Origin of the sequence: Arcicella rosea (assembly GCF_014204325.1) — a bacterium.
Taxonomy (GTDB): Bacteria; Bacteroidota; Bacteroidia; order Cytophagales; family Spirosomataceae; genus Arcicella; species Arcicella rosea_A.
This window is the reverse complement of the sequence record NZ_JACHKT010000053.1, coordinates 1-18,943: the sequence shown is the minus strand read 5'-3', so window position 1 is coordinate 18,943 and position 18,943 is coordinate 1. Positions and strand designations below refer to the sequence as shown.

The following is an 18,943-nucleotide window of genomic DNA, read 5'->3' as shown; positions in this document are numbered from 1 at the left end:
AGAAACAAAATACAGAAAAACCCCGAAAATTGCCAATATTGACACTTTTTCGGGGTTATTTCATTTGTAATATATTGATAATTAGATGATTATAACAATAAAGGAAAGCCAATATTCATCATTCCAAACTCAAAACTCCTCACTCAGTTGCCTCCCACTTTCTTAGCTTTATATCCTGCCGTAGTTAAGAAAGTTAAAATTTTATCTCTAAAATCTCCTTGAATTAAAATCTCGCCATTTTTAGCAGAACCGCCACATCCACAAAGATTTTTTAGTTTTTTCGACAAAATCTCTAAATCATCGTTACTCCCAACAAAGCCAGCAATGAGCGTTACTTGTTTCCCAGCACGAGCTTTTTTATCTAATTGAACTTTCAAGTTCTGTTTGTTGGGTTCTAGTGTTGTTACTTCTCCATCATTTTCAAAAGCAAAATCAAAATCTGGATTGGTCGAAAATACAACTCCAACGGGTACTTTTTTATTTTTAGACATAACCAATTACTTTTAAAGCTTTGGGTTTCAAGGTAATTTTTAAAACATTCGTTGATAATTGTAAAGGTTCTCCATCGTAATGTATCAATAAATCTTCTTCAGCTTTCAAAATAAATTCTGTATCAGATGCTGTTTCGATGTACCTTGAATTCGGTAAAGTTCCTCTGAATAAACGAACACCAATAATCGGAGCAGCGCCAAATGGAAAAGGCTTCAGCACAACCATTTCGATTAAACCATCATCAATTTTAGATTTTGGAGAAATCATCGCATTGTTACCATATTGCGTTGCATTGGCAAAAGTAATAGAAAACGCATTTTTGACTTCAACACTTTGCTGAGATTCAAGGTGATACGATTCTGGCTTATACGTTCTGAATGATTTTAAAGACATCTTTGCATAAGTCTTCAAGCCTCTTGAATCTTGCTGTGCAAATTCATTCGCTACAAAAGCATCAAACCCTACTCCTGCTGTACAAAAAAAAGGAATCTCATTCAAAAAACACACATCAATTGATGATACATTGGAAGAAAGTGCAAATTGAATAGCTTTATCAATTTTTAAAGGAATCTTTAAATGTCTAGCCAAACCATTTCCTGAACCAATTGGAACGATTCCTAGAGCTGTTTCTGAACCTACTAAACCACGTGCTACTTCATTCACTGTTCCATCTCCACCAACTGCAACAATTTTAACAATACCTTCTCTAACTGCTTGCTGGGCAATTTCTGTGGCATGCCCACTATACTCCGTAAAAAACAGTTTAGCATTTGCTTGTTTTCCGACCAGAATAGAAATTTTATTTTTTTGTGCGGGTGTAGTAGTTCCCGACTTAGGATTCATCACAAACCAAACCATATCAGCTAAAAAAGATAAACATCAATATTATCATAATTATGAACGACAAGTACATCATTCCATCAACTAAATAATAATCTTTGTATTTTTCGTAAAACTCTTTGAATTTCATAAGAAGCAAACTCTTCTTCAAGAGTATTTAAACATATTCTTATATTTGAATAAGAATTTAATATATATATTCAAATTTACACAAAAATTAAGGGATGAAAAAATTACTCTTGCTTTCATTAACATTCTTCTCGTTGAATGTGTTCGCTCAAACGGACAAAGACCGCCAAATAATTCTGAATATTTTGGATACTCAGACCAAAGCATGGAATAATGGCGATGTCGAAAAGTTCATGAATGGCTATTGGGTTTCAGACTCACTGATGTACATTGGTAAAAGTGGCGTAAAATATGGTTACCAAGGAACATTGGAAAGTTATCGAAAAAATTATCCAGATAAAGCCACAATGGGGACTTTGAAATTCGATATTATCAAAGTTAATTTCATTGCCAAAGATGCCTGCTTTGTTGTAGGAAAATGGCATTTAACTCGTCCTGAAAAAGGAGATATTGGCGGGCACTATACCTTACTCTGGCGAAAAATAAAAGGACAATGGGTAATTGTGGCTGACCATTCATCTTAAATAGCTTTAAGCGATGAGAAGTGAGTTTTTAAATTTACAAGATTTTTAAATTAGAATAAATTTCAACATTAACAAAATTCCATTATCAACACTTTATTACTTTTTTGAAATAAGTGAAGGTTTAAAATTGGAGAGAATTTGTTGTAATTTTGTCCTTATTTTAAGTAAAATCACAAAGATTAATTATACAATGATTCAACTCGGAACTGTTTACCGTCATAAGTTTTCTTTTACTCAAGAAGATGTTATTTTATTTTCAAAAGTATCTGGAGATAGTAATCCTCTTCATCTTGATGCTGAATTTGCTGCAACCACAGCATTTAAGCGTCCGATTATTCACGGAGCATTGGCTTCAAGTGTTTTTTCAAAAATCATGGGAACCGAATTTCCAGGTTTCGGAAGTGTCTATTTAAAACAAGTTTCAGACTACAAACGCCCAATGTTTGTAAATAATGAATATGAAGCTGTATTTACGGTAACGTCTATCAATGCTGATAAGCATGTAGCTGAAATTTCAACGGAGATTTTTGATGTTCAAACTGGCAAGAAAACTACCGACGGTTCGGCTTTGATAATGAATAAAGAAGAATTTTAGTCTAAAAAATAAAAAGGCTCAAAATACTTTGAGCCTTTTTATAAAATCTTAACTATTTAGCATTATTTCGCTGCATTGTTTTTTATCTCTTGAACTTCTGTACGGATTTCTTGAGCTAACGTTTTCAATTCTTGCATACCACCTCTAACTCGAGTACCAGCAGCTTGATTGCCTTTGTCATAAAATTTCTCGAAATCTCCTTCTAAGGACAAAATTAAGTCCTTCACTTCTGCAAATCTGTTCATAATAGAAACTGGATTTAAGTTGATAATTGGTTGAAAAAGCCTTTAATAGCGTTGAGACGCATTTTTTGTGTCCGAAATATAGCTATTTTATTACATCTTACAAATCCAAGCAACAAATTTTAAGCGAAATAAGTCAAAAACCTATATAAATTATGCTAATTCTGCTTGCTGAGCTAAGAATTCTTCAGCAATTCTGCGATAAGTACCGTCTTGAAGGCGTTGCTGTACTTTTTCGAAGCAATCTAAGGTATAAGCTACATCTTCTAAAGTATGTGAAGCTGTAGGAATAATTCTCAACATAATTTGACCTTTAGGAACAACAGGATATGTTACGATTGAGCAAAATACACCCATATTTTCACGCATATCACGTACAAGTGCAGTAACGTGCGAAAGTTCATAATCACCATGCAAGAAGATTGGCGTTACTGGTGAAGTAGTTTCACCTACATCAAATCCTTTTGCTCTAAAGCCTTCTTGAATAGCTCTTACATTTTCCCACAATTTTTCACGTAGTTCTGGGTGTTTTTTGATTAATTCCAAACGTTTCATTCCACCAACTACAAAAGGCATCGGTAATGCTTTTGCATAGATTTGTGAACGCATGTTATATTTCAAAAACATAACGATTTCTTTACTCGCAGCAACAAAAGCACCGATTGCAGCCATTGATTTAGCGAAAGTAGAGAAGTATAAATCAATACCATCAATACAGTTTAGTGCTTCGTGAACACCTCTTCCGTTTGGTCCCATTGTTCCAAAACCATGAGCATCATCCACTAAAATTCTGAAATTGAAATCTTCTTTCATTTTCACAATTTCATCCAAAGAACCTACTTTGCCCGACATGCCGAAAACACCTTCAGTAATTACTAAAATACCACCTCCTGTTTCAGCAACTTTTTTAGTAGCTCTTTCTAAGTTTTTACGCAAAGAATCCATGTCGTTGTGATTAAACTTATAATAATCACCCATTTTAGCTTTGTGTAAACGAATACCATCAATCAAACATGCGTGAGCTTCAGCGTCATAAACAATAACATCGTTACGGTCGCAGATACATTCAATCACTGACATTACTCCTTGGTAACCAAAGTTCAATAAAAAGGCATCTTCTTTTCCAACAAATTCAGCCAATTGAGCTTCAAATTCTTCATGTAAATCTGAATTACCTGACATCATTCTAGCTCCCATCGGATAAGCCAAACCATAATCTTGAGTCCCTTTATTATCAGCTTCACGCACTTCAGGGTGATTCGCTAAACCTAGGTAATTGTTTAATGACCAGTTTAACATTTCTTTACCCATGAAGGTCATTCTTGGCCCTAATTCTCCTGTTAATTTAGGAAAAGTAAAGTAATGATGAGAATAATGAGCATGGGCACCGATAGGTCCCAGACCTTTGCTGACTTTATCGAAAATATCCACTTTTTTTTGTGTTTAATGATTAAAACTAAATATGTCTTCAAGGAAAATTAAAAACACTTTCTTTGAACTCAACTACAAAATATTTCGCTGTCTAAATAATATTATATATTTCAAGAGAAAAACATTTTATAATCTTTAAATAATCACAAAGTTAAGGTATTATTTTCTTTCTGCAAAAATGTGCCAACATTAAGTGCTATTTCATTTGAATTCAACAATTCCTTGATATTTTCTAGTAATATTTCAAGAACTAATCAATTTTCAACTAAAATATCGATTGTTATTCTTATATTCATTACAGCTAATGTTTAGAGTAGTCAAATATTTGTAAAATTTTTAGAGTCTATCTTCTTAAAAAAATACAATAATGATATGAAAAACTTGCAAAAATTATATGAAGTAAGCAATGAAGTTGACATAATTGACTTTTTGGTTGATAACAATGCCATGATAAAAGACTTTAGTAGAAGTCAGCTCTCTTGGTTTTTTGTGGGTGAAAGCTTCCATGTCATTTTGTATTTAGCAGAAGGAGAAAAACCAAAATTTGAACGCTTTATCATTAACCGCTTTGCAGAAAATATGAATGATATGATTCACCTGTGGAATCATTTTGATAAAAGGATTCAACATTGTCAAGAAACAAGAGTACTTAAATTAGCGAAAAATAAGGTTCATGACCTTATTGCTATGTCTGAAACTTTCAGGGCTTTGTTTAATAGAGAGGATTTTGAAGAAGAGTAAAATTAATACATAACAAAAAGAGCTTCGAGAATATCCTCGAAGCTCTTTTTGTTTAATCCTTAAATATCAATTATGGATTAAAGATATTAGCATTGTTTCTATATCCTTCAGAAGTATTAGAATACCAATCAACACTTGATTTACCTCCTGATGAAGCCCAATCAGCAAATCTCAAATAAGTTTCAGTGATTTTTATAGTTTCTTTAGGGTATTTAAAGTTAGCTGTTGAAATTAATATTCCCCAAGGTAATTTTTTGGCAGTTGAATAAAATGTATTCGTATTTGAAGCATCATCTTTTGTTCCAAATAAACCTTTATTTACTAGTTTAGTAGGTTGCTTACCAAATAAGTGAGTTTCGTAACCTCTACCAAATGCTGGTGAATTATTGTAAATAAAAGGATTGTAAGCACCCAAACCGAAGTTACCAATAGACGGCCCATTAACAACGTCAAAAGAAAAGCTATAGTTTTTGTCTGCTACAACAGATTCTTCAGGACGAGTGTTCCATGAAGATTGTTCACTTCTAGCATTTGTAAATAAAAGTACTACAACACTATCTTGACCTGCTTCTAATCCTGCTCCAGCACCTACGTTACCTGTAAAGTTTTTAGCATTTCCACTTGGAATGTTAAACTGAATTCCAGCTCCATTGTTATATGAACCACCAGTTGCTTTTAGAGAGTAGTCTGCATTAACTTGAACAACTTTATTTGCTGCACTTGTAACAATCTTGTAAGTAAATGAAAGAACAATATCATTCAAATCATAATCTCCAACAGATGGCCACTGATCTTCAAAAGCAACTGTAGAAGCTACAGTATAATTGTTAAATGCTTTTGTACCATCATTTGGATAAGCATCTTCGCTATCTATTACACCATCTTTATCCGAATCATTACTTGTTACTGGTGATGTACCATTACCTTCACTACATTCAGTTTTAGGGATGTAAATACCACCGTCTTTTGTTTTTTGTGCGGTTCCATCCAAAAAGCTTGATTTCAAAATATCACTTGGTTCTGAAAACTGAACAGTACCTGTAAGTTTTTGTCCGCCACCATTATTGATAGTATTAGATGCTGCTGTTAATACTTTAAATAAAGAATAATTAGCACCTGTACCAGTAATTTTACCGTCATAAGTATTCAGTGTATTAGTTACAAGCATTGCTCCATTGAACAAATTTACAACACCTGATCCATTGATACGAGTATTTCCACCTACAGAAATATAACCATCGTTATTGATAGTTTTATCAACACCTAAATCTGTTTTGATTAATAACTGACATTTGTTATTCAAAATACCTGAGCTATTTATTTGCATACTATTAGCAGTCATATAGCTATTGTTTGTCAAAGTTGTCGAACTATTGATAATGAAATTACCAACTGCTGTCATTTTGCCATTGTTTGTTACCGTCTGACCTGAAGAGTTTAATCTAACTTCACCATTGAAAGTAATATCAGCATTATTAGTCATCCCACCGTCTAATGAAGCTGAACCTTTCACAATAATTTGACCATCATTAACAATACTTGAACCAGAACGTGATTGCAATTCAGAATTAGCATTCACAACACCGTAATTTAGTAAAGTACCTCCAACGATAAGATTACTAGAAACATTTAATGTACCAAAGTTTTTCACAGTTACATCAGCAGAGTTCCAGTTTACATTACTAAAATTAGCTGAGCCTTTTGAAGTAATAATTACTGTGTATTTAGCACCAGAATTAAAATTCAAATTATTAAGTGTGATGTTAGTACCACAAATACGAAGAGTACCACCGTTCAATGAATTAGCATTGAAATTAACGCTATAATTACTACCAGTTAAACAAATTGTTTGTGAACCAGTTTTTGAATCAAGGTCAATTGTTGTTCCACTACTTACTGTCATATCACATCCAGTACTACAGTCAGGACTTGTTTCAGAAGAAGCTGAAGTTACGTACATCCCTGATTCCGAAGAAACACCGAATCTTCCAGAAGAAACTGCTCCTAGTGAAACAGCAAGGGTAGAAGCATCTGTAAGAGCCACTTTTTGTGTTATTTTGCTACCATCTGGTGCAGTTTTAACGAAATAAACTTCCTTAACAGATGATGGAATTGAAATTTTCGTTGAAAATGGAGAAGATAGTGACGCAGTTCCTTTTGAAAGTGCAACTGCTCCTGTTGTTGGATTTGCACCATAAACAGATACTACATGAAGTCCACTTTTAAAACGGATATCGCTTATTGAAATGTTGAAGTTTACATCTCTTGATGTTTTCCATTCAAAACCAGCAGGAACGACAAGACCATTGATGTCATTCGTTTTTGATGCATCAACAATCAGTTCAGAAGTACAAGATGATGCAAGAACTGATAGTCCAAGTACAATTGATAAAAATTTTGTTCTCATTTTAATTTTCGCCCTGAACGTGTAGGACTTTCGTTTAAGTGTTGTTGTGTTTAGTAATTAATGATTAAACTATGTTAACTTTTATGTTATTTATAACCTGATTAGCTTCTTAATAAAATCACTTTATAAAGCTCAATAGATTTAGAAACATATTTCGTGCAAAAATAAATTAATTTTCGTTAGTAGTTTATAAATCGACAAAAAATAATCTGTGTTAAAGTATCTATTTTCAGGCATTTAAATAAAAATTAAACGATAAAAAGATATTTTAAAATTTATCATATGTTTAAATCTTCACTTAAATGACAATAAAAACACTCATCAATTTTTCAACACTAAAAAAAGTAAATTATCAAAATAATACAAAAAACATATTAATCACAAAAATAAAGAAATTCACAAAAACAAGTTTGTTTATTTCATATCAATTTAATGACAAAATCTGTACCAAAAATAAAACAACAATCAATAATACCAAAAATACAACAAAAAATACAACATTATTTTAAACATTTTTATTCAGTAAACCAAAATGCTAATTTCAAAATTAGCATGTACAATTCGTCTTCAATAAATATATCATATTTACCAGAAAAAATTAAAAAAAATCTATAGATTTAATATTGTCTTTTACCTTTGTTCAACAAAACCGTAAAACCATCCAGAGATATTATATGCCAAAAATCAATAAAATTCTTATCGCCAATCGTGGGGAAATAGCTTTACGCATCATGCGTACAGCCAAAGAATTAGGTATTCAAACTGTAGCCATTTTCTCTGAAGCAGACAGAAATTCACCACATGTTCGTTTTGCTGATGAAGCAGTTTGTATCGGCCCTCCCCCTTCAAATCAATCTTATCTTTTAGGTGATAAAATCATAGAAATTTGTAAAAATCTTCATGTTGATGCTATTCATCCTGGCTATGGTTTTCTTTCTGAAAATGCCACTTTCTGTAGAAAAGTAATTGAAGCTGGATTAATCTTCATAGGTCCTTCTCCAGAAAGTATTGAATTAATGGGTGATAAATTAACATCGAAACATACAGTAGCAAAATACAACATTCCTATGGTTCCAGGTACGCCTGATGCCGTAACCGACAGAGCCATCGCTAAAGAAAAATCATTAGAAATTGGTTATCCTGTACTTATCAAAGCATCAGCTGGTGGTGGTGGAAAAGGAATGCGTGTTGTAGAAAATGAAGATGATTTTGATGAACAAATGGACAGAGCTGTTTCGGAAGCCATAACTTCTTTCGGAAATGGATCTGTTTTTATTGAAAAATATATCACCGCACCCAAACATATAGAAATACAAGTATTAGGCGACCAACATGGAAACGTTGTCCATTTATTTGAAAGAGAATGTTCCATCCAGCGTCGTCATCAAAAAGTAGTTGAAGAAGCTCCATCAGCTGTTTTAACACCAGAAATTCGTGAAGCAATGGGGCGTTGTGCCGTTGATGTAGCAAAAGCTTGTAATTATTATGGTGCAGGTACTGTAGAATTTATCGTAGATGAAAAACTAGATTTTTATTTTCTAGAAATGAATACACGCTTGCAAGTTGAACATCCTGTCACTGAACTCATTACAGGAATTGACTTGGTAAAAGAAATGATTAGAATTGCTGAAGGAGAATGTATTTCTTTTAAACAAGAAGATATTCATATTCAAGGACATGCAATAGAAATAAGAGTATGTGCTGAAGATCCAAGAAATAATTTCTTACCAGATGTTGGCACGCTAAATACTTATGTTCGACCAGAAGGAAATGGAGTTAGAGTAGATGATGGTTTTGAAGAAGGAATGGCTATTCCAATTTTTTATGACCCAATGATAGCGAAATTGATTACTTATGGAAAAAATAGAGAGGAAGCAATTGCCAAAATGATTAGAGCAATTGATGAATTCAAAATTTCAGGAATTCAGACAACTTTACCATTTTGTAAATTTGTCATGCAACACGAAGCATTTATATCTGGAAATTTTGATACTAGATTTATCAGTTTGTATTACTCTCCAGAATTATTGGATGAATTACCTGATGCTGAAGAGGAATTATTAGCAGCTGCTTTAGCAAACTTCTTGATTGAAAATAAAAAAAATAATCCTACAGTAATTACGAATTCACCGATTGTAGAAAGTAGTAATTGGAAAGTAAATCGTTTGACTTATCGTTAAAAAATTAGAGGCTAACGTTTAAAACATTAGCCTCTAATTTTTTATTTCTTAACTACTTTTAACTCTACTCCTTTATTACTTGCGTTTCTTAGAACGATACCCATAAAGTCTATTCTAATTGCATTAATACCATTTCCTATTAATATATTTCTGATGGCTGCTGCACGTCTTGAGCCTAATCGTTTGCTTTGAAGTGAATCGCCCATATTATCAATATAGGCCGTTAGCTTAATTTGTGATTTTGGATAAGCCGACATAATTTTCGCTAAATCAATCACTGTTTTATCAGAACCTGCTGTTAATGCACCAGTGTTTCCTTCAAAACCGATATTATCAAAGGTAAAAACTCGGTTTACCGTAGCAGATGAATCTGCCAAATACCTAGCAAAATTATAGGTAAATGAACCATTAGTTAAATCTATTTTCTGTCCGTTTGGTAAATTTACTGCGATTGTTTTTTCTTCTGCTTTTAAAGCTGTTGTATCCAGTTTGGCAGTTGAAGAATCTTTCGCTAAACTAGTGGTATCAATAATTGCACCAGTTACTTCTTCCATTTCAGATGAATCCACCATGCTGTCGGATGAAGTATTTAAACTTTTCCAGTCATACGTAAAAGCAAAATACCCCAAACCTGCAATAACGGCTACAATTAATACTGAAGGCAAAAACCATTTTGGAATACTTCCCAAACCGCCACTTGATTCACTTTCGTAGTTTTTATTAGAATAAGTCATTTTTGACTCTTTCTCTGGCTTAGTCACTACAGTATTATTCACTGCATTAGATTTGATTGGTGCTGCTGGAGCAAACTGAATTGGTTTTATTTCCTGACTCATGAAAACCGCAATTCCAAGCGTATCAATCATCTTTGGTTGAAGAGACTCTGGCGTTTCATCAATCAAATGTACTTTTTGATCAAGCAAATAATTAGCTAAATGAATTTTATCCAAGCCTTGGCTCACGACCAATTTACCTAATTTACCTACCACGATAGGTGCAACAACAGCCATTATTGAAGTAGCAGATGAGTTGCGGATACTTGCAAATTGTGAAATCAAAGCAGCAATAGCACTTTTTTTATCTGGTAAAACCTGACTGACTAAAGCACTTCCTTGTTCAAAAAGTGGCGTGAAACTTTCTTTATCTCTTAAATAATCTTGTAATCGTTCGTTAATACTTCCATCATGTTTACCTCTTTGAATAACATTCATTAAGGTAGTTGCTCCTGCTTCATTAGAGACTCTTTTCATCAAACCTCCAACCAAAGTAGGAATTAAACCATCAATTGCCACTTTCACTTTCTCTTCTTTTTCTCCTGTAATACTGGCTATTTTGAATGAAATATCTCCTGCTAACAACTCTCTAAGTTCTCCAAATAAATTCATACTCTTTGTTTTTAAAATCTTTTAATGTTAAGTCAAAATTACAACCTAATTCTCAAAAAACACTCAAAATATTTACAAGAACAAATCTTCCCTAAGAATTTGTACTCAACTTTTAGCTATTTCTATTTTGAGCAAATTCCTATTTTAATAGTTAAAACGGAATTTTTACTTAAAAATTAGACATTCAAAAGAATAAACATCAAGCAAATTTGACAAAAGTGATAAAACTCTAGGAATGTAGTACTAATTTTGTAGTTCCCATTTCAAATTCATGATTTTATAATCATGTTATATTCCATGAAAAAAATATTGTTTATTGACCGTGATGGTACTATTATCGCTGAACCTCCAATAGATTTCCAAGTAGATTCACTAGAAAAATTGGCATTCCTTCCAAAAGCGATTTCAAATCTTCGTAAAATAGCCGAAGAATCAGACTTTGAATTAGTGATGGTGACTAATCAAGATGGTTTAGGAACAGACTCCTTTCCTGAAAACACTTTTTGGCCAGCACACAACAAAATGATGGAAACTTTACAGAATGAAAATATTCATTTTGCCGAAATACACATCGACCGTACTTTCGAACATGAAAATGCTCATACTCGCAAGCCAAGAACAGGAATGTTGGAAAAATATTTCGATGCTACAGTTTATGATTTAAAAAATTCGTTTGTTTTGGGCGATAGACTTACTGACGTTCAATTAGCCATCAATTTAGGGGCAAAAGCAATTTATTTGGGTGATAATAAACCTGAAGACCAAAACTTAGCTGACGCCATTGCTTTGGATTCAAAAGATTGGGATGAAATTTACCAATTTATTCGTTTGCCAGAACGTATCGGGAGTATAGAACGCATAACCAAAGAAACACAAATTTGGGTAACTGTGAATTTAGACGGAAAAGGAAAATCAAATATTGATACAGGTTTGGGCTTTTTCGACCACATGTTAGACCAATTGGCTAAACATTCTGGTGCTGATTTAACCATCAAAGTAAATGGAGATTTGCATATCGACGAACATCATACAATTGAAGATACTGCTTTAGCTTTAGGCGAAGCATATTTAAAAGCTTTGGGTGATAAAAAGGGGATTACTCGTTATGGCTTTTATTTATTGCCAATGGATGAAGCTTTGGTTCATGCAGCGATTGATTTCTCTGGTAGAAATTGGATGGTTTGGGATGCAAAATTCTCTCGTGAAAAAATTGGAGAAATGCCAACCGAAATGTTCTTCCACTTTTTCAAATCGTTTACTGATACAGCGAAATGTAATCTAAACATTAAGGCAGAAGCTGATAACGAACACCATAAAATCGAAGCGATTTTTAAAGCTTTTGCAAAAGCAATCAAAATGGCAACGAAAAGAGAAATCAAAGATTTAGACATTCTTCCTTCAACAAAAGGGGTTTTATAAATCGTCACATTTATTTTGTATTGGAATTTAACCAAAGAATTAATTCCTATTAATCCATTTTTAACATTTCTTACTTACCTTTGTGGTAAGATTAAATAGAATAATTGAACCTTCAAAATCATATAAAAATGTCTGGAACAGTATTAACTTGGGCTTTCTTTATCGTTCTAATGGGTGCTTCAGCAATTGTAGCTATCAAATTACAAAACATCTATAACGAAAGAGGTAAGTAATTAGCCCTGATTTTTCTAAATGTTTGAAATAAAAAAGAGCTTCTCGAAAATTTTCGAGAAGCTCTTTTTTATTTCTGATTAAACTATTTTATAAAATATACTGACTTAAATCTCTGTTCTTAACCATTCCACCCAAACGCTCAACAACTAAATCTTTTCCAATGACAATTTTTTCATTTGGCATAATTACATCAGGAATATCAAACATAATATCATTTAATAAATGTGACATTACTGTTTGTAAACGTCTAGCTCCAATGTTTTCAACCTCTGAATTGACAGCGAAAGCAATTCTGGCAATTTCAGCCAAAGCGTCATCTTCAAATGATAACTCTACGCCTTCAGATTGTAATAATGAAATATATTGTTTTGTGAGTGCACTTCTTGGCTCTTTCAAAATTCTATAAAAATCCTCCTCTTTTAAGCTTTGTAACTCTACTCTAATTGGGAAACGCCCTTGTAATTCAGGAATTAAATCGCTTGGTTTTGAAACATGGAAAGCGCCTGCTGCAATAAACAAAACGTGGTCGGTATTAATCACACCATATTTTGTATTTACTGTTGAACCCTCAACAATCGGAAGCATATCCCTTTGTACTCCTTCACGACTTACATCTGGACCACCACCGCCACTTCTTGAAGAGGCAATTTTATCAATTTCATCAATAAAAATAATTCCTAAATTCTCCGCTTTTCTGATTGCCTCCTCTTTTACTTCATCCATGTCAATCAGCTTTGCAGATTCTTCTTCCAACAGTACTTTTCGAGCATCGGCTATCGTCATTTTTCGCTTTTTCTCTTTTTTTGGTAACATTCCGCCAATCATTTCAGAAATATTCATCATCGACATTTCATCTATTGGGCCACCCATCACACCAATATTTGGAGAATTAGTACTTCTAACAGCAATATCAATCTTGCGGTTTTCTAATTCGCCTCTTCTTAGTTTTTCACGAAAAAGCTCTCTGGTTCTTTGGTTGAGTTCTTCGTCAGATTCTGGTACTTCATTATCAAAGCCAATTTTTTCTTGTTTTTTCTTTTTACCAGTCTTTCCCATCGATGGAACAAGTGCTTCCACAATAATTTCCTCAACGATTTCGGAAGCCTTCTCTTTTACTTCTTCTTTCTTGGCTGTTTGCACCAAATGAACTGCCGATTCTACCAAATCTCTAACCATTGATTCTACATCTCGCCCAACATAACCCACTTCTGTAAATTTAGAAGCTTCCACTTTTGTAAATGGAGCATCTGCTAATTTAGCTAATCTGCGAGCGATTTCGGTTTTCCCAACACCAGTAGAACCAATCATTAAAATATTATTTGGTGTAATTTCTTTTTGCATTTCTTCTGGAGCATTCATTCGTCTCCAACGATTTCGAAGTGCAATTGCTACATTTTTCTTGGCATCTTTCTGCCCAATAATGTATTTGTCGAGTTCAGCGACAATTTGTTTAGGAGTTAATGAATCTAAATTTGCCATCTTTTAAACGTTCCACAAATTTGCGTGAACACAATTTTGCTAGGTCAGTAAATTTTATTTTATTATTCTGTTTAAATCACAAACTAAACCAAAACTATTCAAATTTCCCGCAGTATTATAGCCTGAATACCCATAGGAAAGATTAAATAATTTAGTCCGAATCAAAAAACCAAGCGAAAATCCAGAGAAACCACTGATGTTTTGTTGGCTTAATTCTGCACTTCTTAAATGATTATAACCAATTAAGGCATGAAAATTTTTACTCAGTAAAAGCTCTGTTCCGATAACAAAATGTCTTGCAAAATTATCTATCGGACTTACTTTATTTTCGATAACATTACCATTCAAATCTTTTTTGATAATACTTTTATCCAAATATGAAATATCGTATTGATACAAATGATGAGCCGTAAAAGAGAAACGCACTGGCATGTATTTAGGTTTAAAAGTAATTCCAGCTTGTACATCAAAAGGTAAATCGGTTTTATCAAAAGGAGTATAAGATTTTAGAGCTACTCCAACATTTTTCACAGTGAAACCAATCGTTAAAGCTTGCGTTGGATGCTTAAATATAGCACCAAAATCCATAAGTAAGGCTACCGATGAATAACTTTCTATGACGGAGGATGCAAATTTTAAACTTCCACCAAATGTTATATTTCCCTGAGTACGAGCACTCGACAAAGTTATTGCTACATCATTCGCTGCAAATTGTCCAAGAACATTTCCTGAAGCATCCGTCAATTGGAAGTTTCCATAGTTAATAGATTGAACACCCAAAGCAATAATATTTTCTTTGAAGTTTCTGGCATAAGCTGCCGTAGTATAATTAATTCCTGAGAAATAAGGAGTATAATTTACGGCTAAAAGATTATGTAAACTACTATCTAAAAGTGATGGATTTTGAAAAAGTACGTTAACATCTTTTTCTGAACTAGAAACATTAACGCCACCCAAAGCTAAATTAACAGGATTGCTAGGAATATTTAAGAAGCTAAAACTTCCATTTCCTCCAATTTGACAAAACCCTTGCTTTGCGATTTGTAGAAAAAATATCGTAAAAAAAATCCAATAGTATTTTTTTGCCATGCTGAATGAATCGATTTTGTCTTTCAAACCCAAAATTAGTTTAATTTGAGCATACTATAATTTGAATAAAAGACATTTTGTAGAAAACGATTCAAGTGTACAATTCAATCTAAATTTGTCCATTTATTTATCTTAATTAAGAAGTAATTTTAGAGAAATAGTATTCAATATTTTAACTATAAAATTAGCAAAGCCAAAAATATACAAAATCAAGAAACTATATCATTTTTGCAGGTATTTGATTCTTGAATTATATCTTTGATAAGAATTCAAACAGAACCATTTAGAACAAAATCATCGGAAATGAATACAGGTGGCAATCAAGCAAAATTTGATGAATTAGCAAAAAAAAATACAGAAGCTTTATTGGGTGGTGGAGAAAAACGCATTGAAGTTCAACACAAAAAAGGCAAGTTAACAGCTCGTGAAAGAATTACTTTATTATTAGATGAAGGTAGTTTTGAAGAAATTGGAAAATTCGTCATGCACCGCTGTAAGGATTTTGGTTTAGATAAAGAATATTATTTGGGCGATGGTGTTGTGACAGGCTATGGAACCGTAAACGGACGATTAGTGTATGTTTTTGCCCAAGATTTCACTGTATTTGGCGGAGCATTGTCTGAAAGTCATGCCGAAAAAATTTGTAAAATAATGGATTTAGCCATGAAAAATGGCGCACCAATTATTGGTTTGAATGATTCTGGTGGAGCAAGAATTCAAGAAGGCGTTACTTCATTGGCTGGTTATGCAGACATTTTCTATAAAAATACTTTAGCTTCGGGCGTAATTCCACAGATTTCTGCCATTATGGGCCCTTGTGCGGGTGGTGCAGTCTATTCGCCAGCCATTACAGACTTCGTTTTGATGGTTGAAAATACTTCTTACATGTTTGTAACAGGACCAAATGTAGTAAGAACAGTAACACATGAAGTGGTTACTTCTGAAGAATTAGGAGGTGCTTCTACCCACTCTACTAAATCTGGAGTTACACATTTTTCCTGTGCCAACGAAGTTACTTGTATCAACGACATCAAAAAAATACTTTCTTATGTTCCACAAAACTGCGAAGACCAAGCTCCTGCTTTGCCTTATGAAGCTAGTAACGAAGAACGTAAAGAGTTAAATAGTATCATTCCTGAAAATCCTAATCAACCTTATGATATTAAAGAAGTAATTGAACATATTTCAGATTCAGATTCGTTTTTAGAGGTACATAAAAATTATGCAGAAAATATTGTGGTAGGTTTTGCACGTTTGGCAGGCAGAAGTATTGGGATTGTTGCGAATCAGCCAGCGGTGATGGCTGGAGTTTTGGATATTCAGGCAAGTCAGAAAGCCGCAAGATTTGTCCGTTTCTGCGATTGTTTTAATATTCCTTTGTTAGTTTTAGAAGATGTTCCCGGCTTTATGCCCGGCACAAACCAAGAATGGGGCGGTATTATTACACACGGAGCAAAATTATTATATGCGTTCTGCGAAGCAACCGTGCCAAGAATTACCGTAATTACTCGTAAAGCTTACGGCGGAGCTTACGATGTAATGAACTCGAAACACATCGGGGCAGACATGAATTACGCTTGGCCAACAGCAGAAATTGCCGTGATGGGAGCAAAAGGAGCAGCAGAAATTATTTTCAAAAGAGAAATTTCAGAAGCTGAAAATCCAGTTGAAAAACTACAAGAAAAAGTAGATGATTATACTGAAAAATTTGCTAATCCATATAGAGCTGCACATCGTGGCTATATTGATGAAGTAATTCAACCATCAGAAACTCGCCAAAAATTAATACGTGCTTTTAAAATGTTAGAAAACAAAGTAATGAACTTACCGAGAAAGAAACATGGAAATATTCCTTTGTAGCTGTGAGCCTTTAGCTTTTCTTTTTCCAGAATATTTAATCAAAAACTGATTTTTATCCCCAAAGGCTTTAAAAACCTTTGGGGTTTTGTATTTTTGTAAAAAGACAAAATCATGGGAGAAAACCATTTAACATATTTCAAAATAGAAAACTTCAAAAGATTTGATTCTTTTGAAATGGAAAACCTTGGACAATTCAACCTTTTGGTAGGTGATAATAACGTTGGAAAGACGAGTGTTTTGGAAGGATTGTTGTTTGATGAAAAGACTTATGAATGGTTAGTAAAATTAACAAATGCCTTTATTCTTAGGAAAATATTTCCTTCACAAAGTTTTAAAATATCTGATATTTCAAGCATTTTATCTAAAATTGGGGCTTGGGAAAATATTTTAAAAGATTCAACTAAGCCTTTAGAGTGTAGTTTTTCACTCAAAGGTAAAAGTAGCAAAAAAGAAATAGGGTTTTCTCCAATAGAATTTGATTTAGTTAATAAAACTGACAATGATTTTATTATCAATCAGTTTATAGATACCAGCGATGGACAACTTTTAAGAATTTTTAGTAATTCTGAACATATTAATACGGTTAGTTTATCTCAAAGATACCTTTCACAAGCTAAAAAGAGTTTTAATCTTTTAGCGAATAATACAGGATACTCCGAGCAACTTGTAAAGAAATATGCACAAAATGTTAATCCTGATAAAACTATCCGAAAAGCATTTGATAATATAATCAGAATATTAATTCCAAATTTAGAAGAAACCAGATTGCACAGTAACTTCAATAGCGAAAGTATAGGGATTGTTTTACTTGAAGATGATAAAATTTATCCTATTACTCGATTTGGTGATGGGGTTGTAAAACTTGCCAGAATTATTATTGGCATATTAAGTTGTGGAGAAGATAAACGCATTATGATTGATGAAATCGAAAATGGTATTCATTTTTCTCGTCTAAAAGATTTCTGGAAAACAGTCATTACACTCTGTAAACAATTTGATGTTCAACTTTTTGCTACTACACATAGTTTAGAGTGTCAAAGATATTTTGTGGAGGCTTTGTCGGAGTTGGGGGAAGAGTATCAAAAAGATGCCCGAAATATCAGTCTGTTAGAAAATGCTAAGGGTGAAGTACAGTCTGTGACTTTTGATTTTGAACAGTTTGAATTTGCATTAAGTATTGGTGCTAATACGAGAGGAGGGCAACGATGAAAAGGGTTCAAATTTTTGTAGAAGGCATTGCCGATGCCAAATTTTTAAAAGATTTTGTTGCAAATACTTATAAAATCGACTTGCAAATTGGAAAGGTTGGCAGCGAAAGTGCTAATCCAGATATTTTAATTATTGATGGTAAAGATAAAATTCCTAAAGTCTCTAATCTTTTTAAGGAAAATGAAATCAATGAAATAGCCAATATTGTCATTTTTGATGCAGATAATTTTGCCGAAGAGAATCCAAAATTTATCCAATATCAAACAAAATATGCTATTGATGATTATTTTTTACTTCCCAATAACCAAGATGACGGAGATTTAGAAACTTTACTTGAACAAATCATCAATCCAGAGCATCAAGGTATTTTTGACTGTTGGGGAGGTTATGAAGATTGTTTACGTTCTTATAAAGATAAACGCTATACCACGCCAGCCTGTAAAACTAAAATTTATGCTTATTTAGAAGCACTTTTAGGTGAAAGTAAAAATCAAAAAAAGAAAATCAAAGAAGCAGAAAGGGAATATCAAAATCCTGTACATTGGAATTTAAAAGCTCCTGCTCTCAACAATTTAAAAACATTTTTAGATAAATTTTGGCTCAATCCTTAAATTAGGCTGATGACTTTTAATGTATATTTTTGTATTCAAAACATATAAGATATGCAAATACAACTACATAAGATTT

Annotated in this window: 16 protein-coding genes; 8 read left to right on the top strand and 8 right to left on the bottom strand. The window is 33.0% G+C overall.

Features of this window, described 5'->3' with window-relative positions:
• Window positions 1–143: 143 nt before the first annotated feature.
• Entirely contained in the window at window positions 144–491 is a 348-nt protein-coding gene (locus HNP25_RS21055) for a translation initiation factor (protein WP_184137655.1), read from the bottom strand.
• A complete protein-coding gene (locus HNP25_RS21050; protein ID WP_184137653.1) occupies window positions 484–1,335 on the bottom strand; it encodes a diacylglycerol/lipid kinase family protein in 852 nt (283 codons plus the stop codon). Before HNP25_RS21050 ends, HNP25_RS21055 begins: the two co-directional genes overlap by 8 nt.
• Before the next feature lie 221 nt (window positions 1,336–1,556).
• On the opposite strand from HNP25_RS21050, the gene HNP25_RS21045 reads away from it, so the two are divergent.
• Together HNP25_RS21045 and HNP25_RS21040 are read left to right on the top strand one after the other, a co-directional pair.
• On the top strand, window positions 1,557–1,985 hold the full coding sequence (locus HNP25_RS21045; protein ID WP_184137651.1) for a YybH family protein: 429 nt from the start codon (window positions 1,557–1,559) through the stop codon (window positions 1,983–1,985).
• Window positions 1,986–2,175: 190 nt separating this feature from the next.
• Window positions 2,176–2,580, top strand: coding sequence for a MaoC family dehydratase (locus tag HNP25_RS21040; RefSeq protein ID WP_184137649.1), 405 nt, complete (start codon window positions 2,176–2,178; stop codon window positions 2,578–2,580).
• Between the two features lie 62 nt (window positions 2,581–2,642).
• Here the strand turns inward: HNP25_RS21040 and HNP25_RS21035 are convergent, their stop codons facing one another.
• Window positions 2,643–2,825: a histone H1 gene (locus tag HNP25_RS21035; protein WP_184137647.1), complete on the bottom strand. Its 183-nt coding sequence runs from the start codon at window positions 2,823–2,825 to the stop codon at window positions 2,643–2,645.
• A 150-nt stretch (window positions 2,826–2,975) separates the two neighbouring features.
• On the bottom strand, window positions 2,976–4,253 hold the full coding sequence (locus HNP25_RS21030) for an aminotransferase class I/II-fold pyridoxal phosphate-dependent enzyme (RefSeq protein ID WP_184137645.1): 1,278 nt from the start codon (window positions 4,251–4,253) through the stop codon (window positions 2,976–2,978).
• A gap of 372 nt (window positions 4,254–4,625) precedes the next feature.
• Between HNP25_RS21030 and HNP25_RS21025 the strand changes: the two genes are divergently transcribed.
• Window positions 4,626–4,994, top strand: a complete 369-nt coding sequence (locus tag HNP25_RS21025) for a hypothetical protein (RefSeq protein WP_221432526.1) — start codon at window positions 4,626–4,628, stop codon at window positions 4,992–4,994.
• A gap of 70 nt (window positions 4,995–5,064) precedes the next feature.
• Here HNP25_RS21025 and HNP25_RS21020 read toward each other — a convergent pair whose 3' ends face one another.
• Window positions 5,065–7,401: an LruC domain-containing protein gene (locus tag HNP25_RS21020; RefSeq protein WP_184137641.1), complete on the bottom strand. Its 2,337-nt coding sequence runs from the start codon at window positions 7,399–7,401 to the stop codon at window positions 5,065–5,067.
• A 674-nt stretch (window positions 7,402–8,075) separates the two neighbouring features.
• On the opposite strand from HNP25_RS21020, the gene accC reads away from it, so the two are divergent.
• Window positions 8,076–9,581, top strand: a complete 1,506-nt coding sequence (gene accC / locus HNP25_RS21015) for an acetyl-CoA carboxylase biotin carboxylase subunit (protein WP_184137639.1) — start codon at window positions 8,076–8,078, stop codon at window positions 9,579–9,581.
• A gap of 41 nt (window positions 9,582–9,622) precedes the next feature.
• Here the strand turns inward: accC and HNP25_RS21010 are convergent, their stop codons facing one another.
• The gene (locus HNP25_RS21010; protein ID WP_184137637.1) at window positions 9,623–10,966 is read right to left on the bottom strand and encodes a DUF937 domain-containing protein; all 1,344 of its coding nucleotides are present in this window, start codon (window positions 10,964–10,966) and stop codon (window positions 9,623–9,625) included.
• A 297-nt stretch (window positions 10,967–11,263) separates the two neighbouring features.
• Between HNP25_RS21010 and hisB the strand changes: the two genes are divergently transcribed.
• Window positions 11,264–12,385 carry a bifunctional histidinol-phosphatase/imidazoleglycerol-phosphate dehydratase HisB gene (gene hisB / locus HNP25_RS21005; RefSeq protein WP_184137636.1) on the top strand — a complete coding sequence of 374 codons (1,122 nt, stop codon included), beginning with the start codon at window positions 11,264–11,266 and terminating at the stop codon, window positions 12,383–12,385.
• 321 nt (window positions 12,386–12,706) lie between these two features.
• Here hisB and hslU read toward each other — a convergent pair whose 3' ends face one another.
• On the bottom strand, window positions 12,707–14,098 hold the full coding sequence (gene hslU / locus HNP25_RS21000) for an ATP-dependent protease ATPase subunit HslU (RefSeq protein WP_184137634.1): 1,392 nt from the start codon (window positions 14,096–14,098) through the stop codon (window positions 12,707–12,709).
• A gap of 54 nt (window positions 14,099–14,152) precedes the next feature.
• On the bottom strand, window positions 14,153–15,187 hold the full coding sequence (gene porQ / locus HNP25_RS20995; RefSeq protein ID WP_184137632.1) for a type IX secretion system protein PorQ: 1,035 nt from the start codon (window positions 15,185–15,187) through the stop codon (window positions 14,153–14,155).
• 303 nt (window positions 15,188–15,490) lie between these two features.
• Here porQ and HNP25_RS20990 point away from each other — a divergent pair, with 303 nt between their 5' ends.
• The 3 genes from HNP25_RS20990 (at window position 15,491) to HNP25_RS20980 (ending at window position 18,867) form a co-directional block, all read left to right on the top strand.
• Complete coding sequence (locus HNP25_RS20990) at window positions 15,491–17,047, top strand: acyl-CoA carboxylase subunit beta (RefSeq protein WP_184137630.1); 1,557 nt, start codon at window positions 15,491–15,493, stop codon at window positions 17,045–17,047.
• A gap of 111 nt (window positions 17,048–17,158) precedes the next feature.
• Entirely contained in the window at window positions 17,159–18,256 is a 1,098-nt protein-coding gene (locus HNP25_RS20985) for an AAA family ATPase (RefSeq protein WP_184137628.1), read from the top strand.
• Window positions 18,253–18,867: a DUF3226 domain-containing protein gene (locus HNP25_RS20980; RefSeq protein WP_184137626.1), complete on the top strand. Its 615-nt coding sequence runs from the start codon at window positions 18,253–18,255 to the stop codon at window positions 18,865–18,867. Before HNP25_RS20985 ends, HNP25_RS20980 begins: the two co-directional genes overlap by 4 nt.
• The last annotated feature ends 76 nt before the right edge of the window (window positions 18,868–18,943 follow it).

Coding starts and splice junctions, on each gene's coding strand:
- HNP25_RS20990 (WP_184137630.1), top strand. CDS start 15,491: ATGAATACAGGTGGCAATCAAGCAAAATTTGATGAATTAGCAAAAAAA.
- HNP25_RS21020 (WP_184137641.1), bottom strand. CDS start 7,401: ATGAGAACAAAATTTTTATCAATTGTACTTGGACTATCAGTTCTTGCA.
- hslU (WP_184137634.1), bottom strand. CDS start 14,098: ATGGCAAATTTAGATTCATTAACTCCTAAACAAATTGTCGCTGAACTC.
- HNP25_RS21040 (WP_184137649.1), top strand. CDS start 2,176: ATGATTCAACTCGGAACTGTTTACCGTCATAAGTTTTCTTTTACTCAA.
- HNP25_RS21050 (WP_184137653.1), bottom strand. CDS start 1,335: ATGAATCCTAAGTCGGGAACTACTACACCCGCACAAAAAAATAAAATT.
- hisB (WP_184137636.1), top strand. CDS start 11,264: ATGAAAAAAATATTGTTTATTGACCGTGATGGTACTATTATCGCTGAA.
- HNP25_RS21035 (WP_184137647.1), bottom strand. CDS start 2,825: ATGAACAGATTTGCAGAAGTGAAGGACTTAATTTTGTCCTTAGAAGGA.
- HNP25_RS21055 (WP_184137655.1), bottom strand. CDS start 491: ATGTCTAAAAATAAAAAAGTACCCGTTGGAGTTGTATTTTCGACCAAT.
- HNP25_RS20980 (WP_184137626.1), top strand. CDS start 18,253: ATGAAAAGGGTTCAAATTTTTGTAGAAGGCATTGCCGATGCCAAATTT.
- HNP25_RS21025 (WP_221432526.1), top strand. CDS start 4,626: ATGAAAAACTTGCAAAAATTATATGAAGTAAGCAATGAAGTTGACATA.
- accC (WP_184137639.1), top strand. CDS start 8,076: ATGCCAAAAATCAATAAAATTCTTATCGCCAATCGTGGGGAAATAGCT.
- HNP25_RS20985 (WP_184137628.1), top strand. CDS start 17,159: ATGGGAGAAAACCATTTAACATATTTCAAAATAGAAAACTTCAAAAGA.
- HNP25_RS21010 (WP_184137637.1), bottom strand. CDS start 10,966: ATGAATTTATTTGGAGAACTTAGAGAGTTGTTAGCAGGAGATATTTCA.
- porQ (WP_184137632.1), bottom strand. CDS start 15,187: ATGGCAAAAAAATACTATTGGATTTTTTTTACGATATTTTTTCTACAA.
- HNP25_RS21045 (WP_184137651.1), top strand. CDS start 1,557: ATGAAAAAATTACTCTTGCTTTCATTAACATTCTTCTCGTTGAATGTG.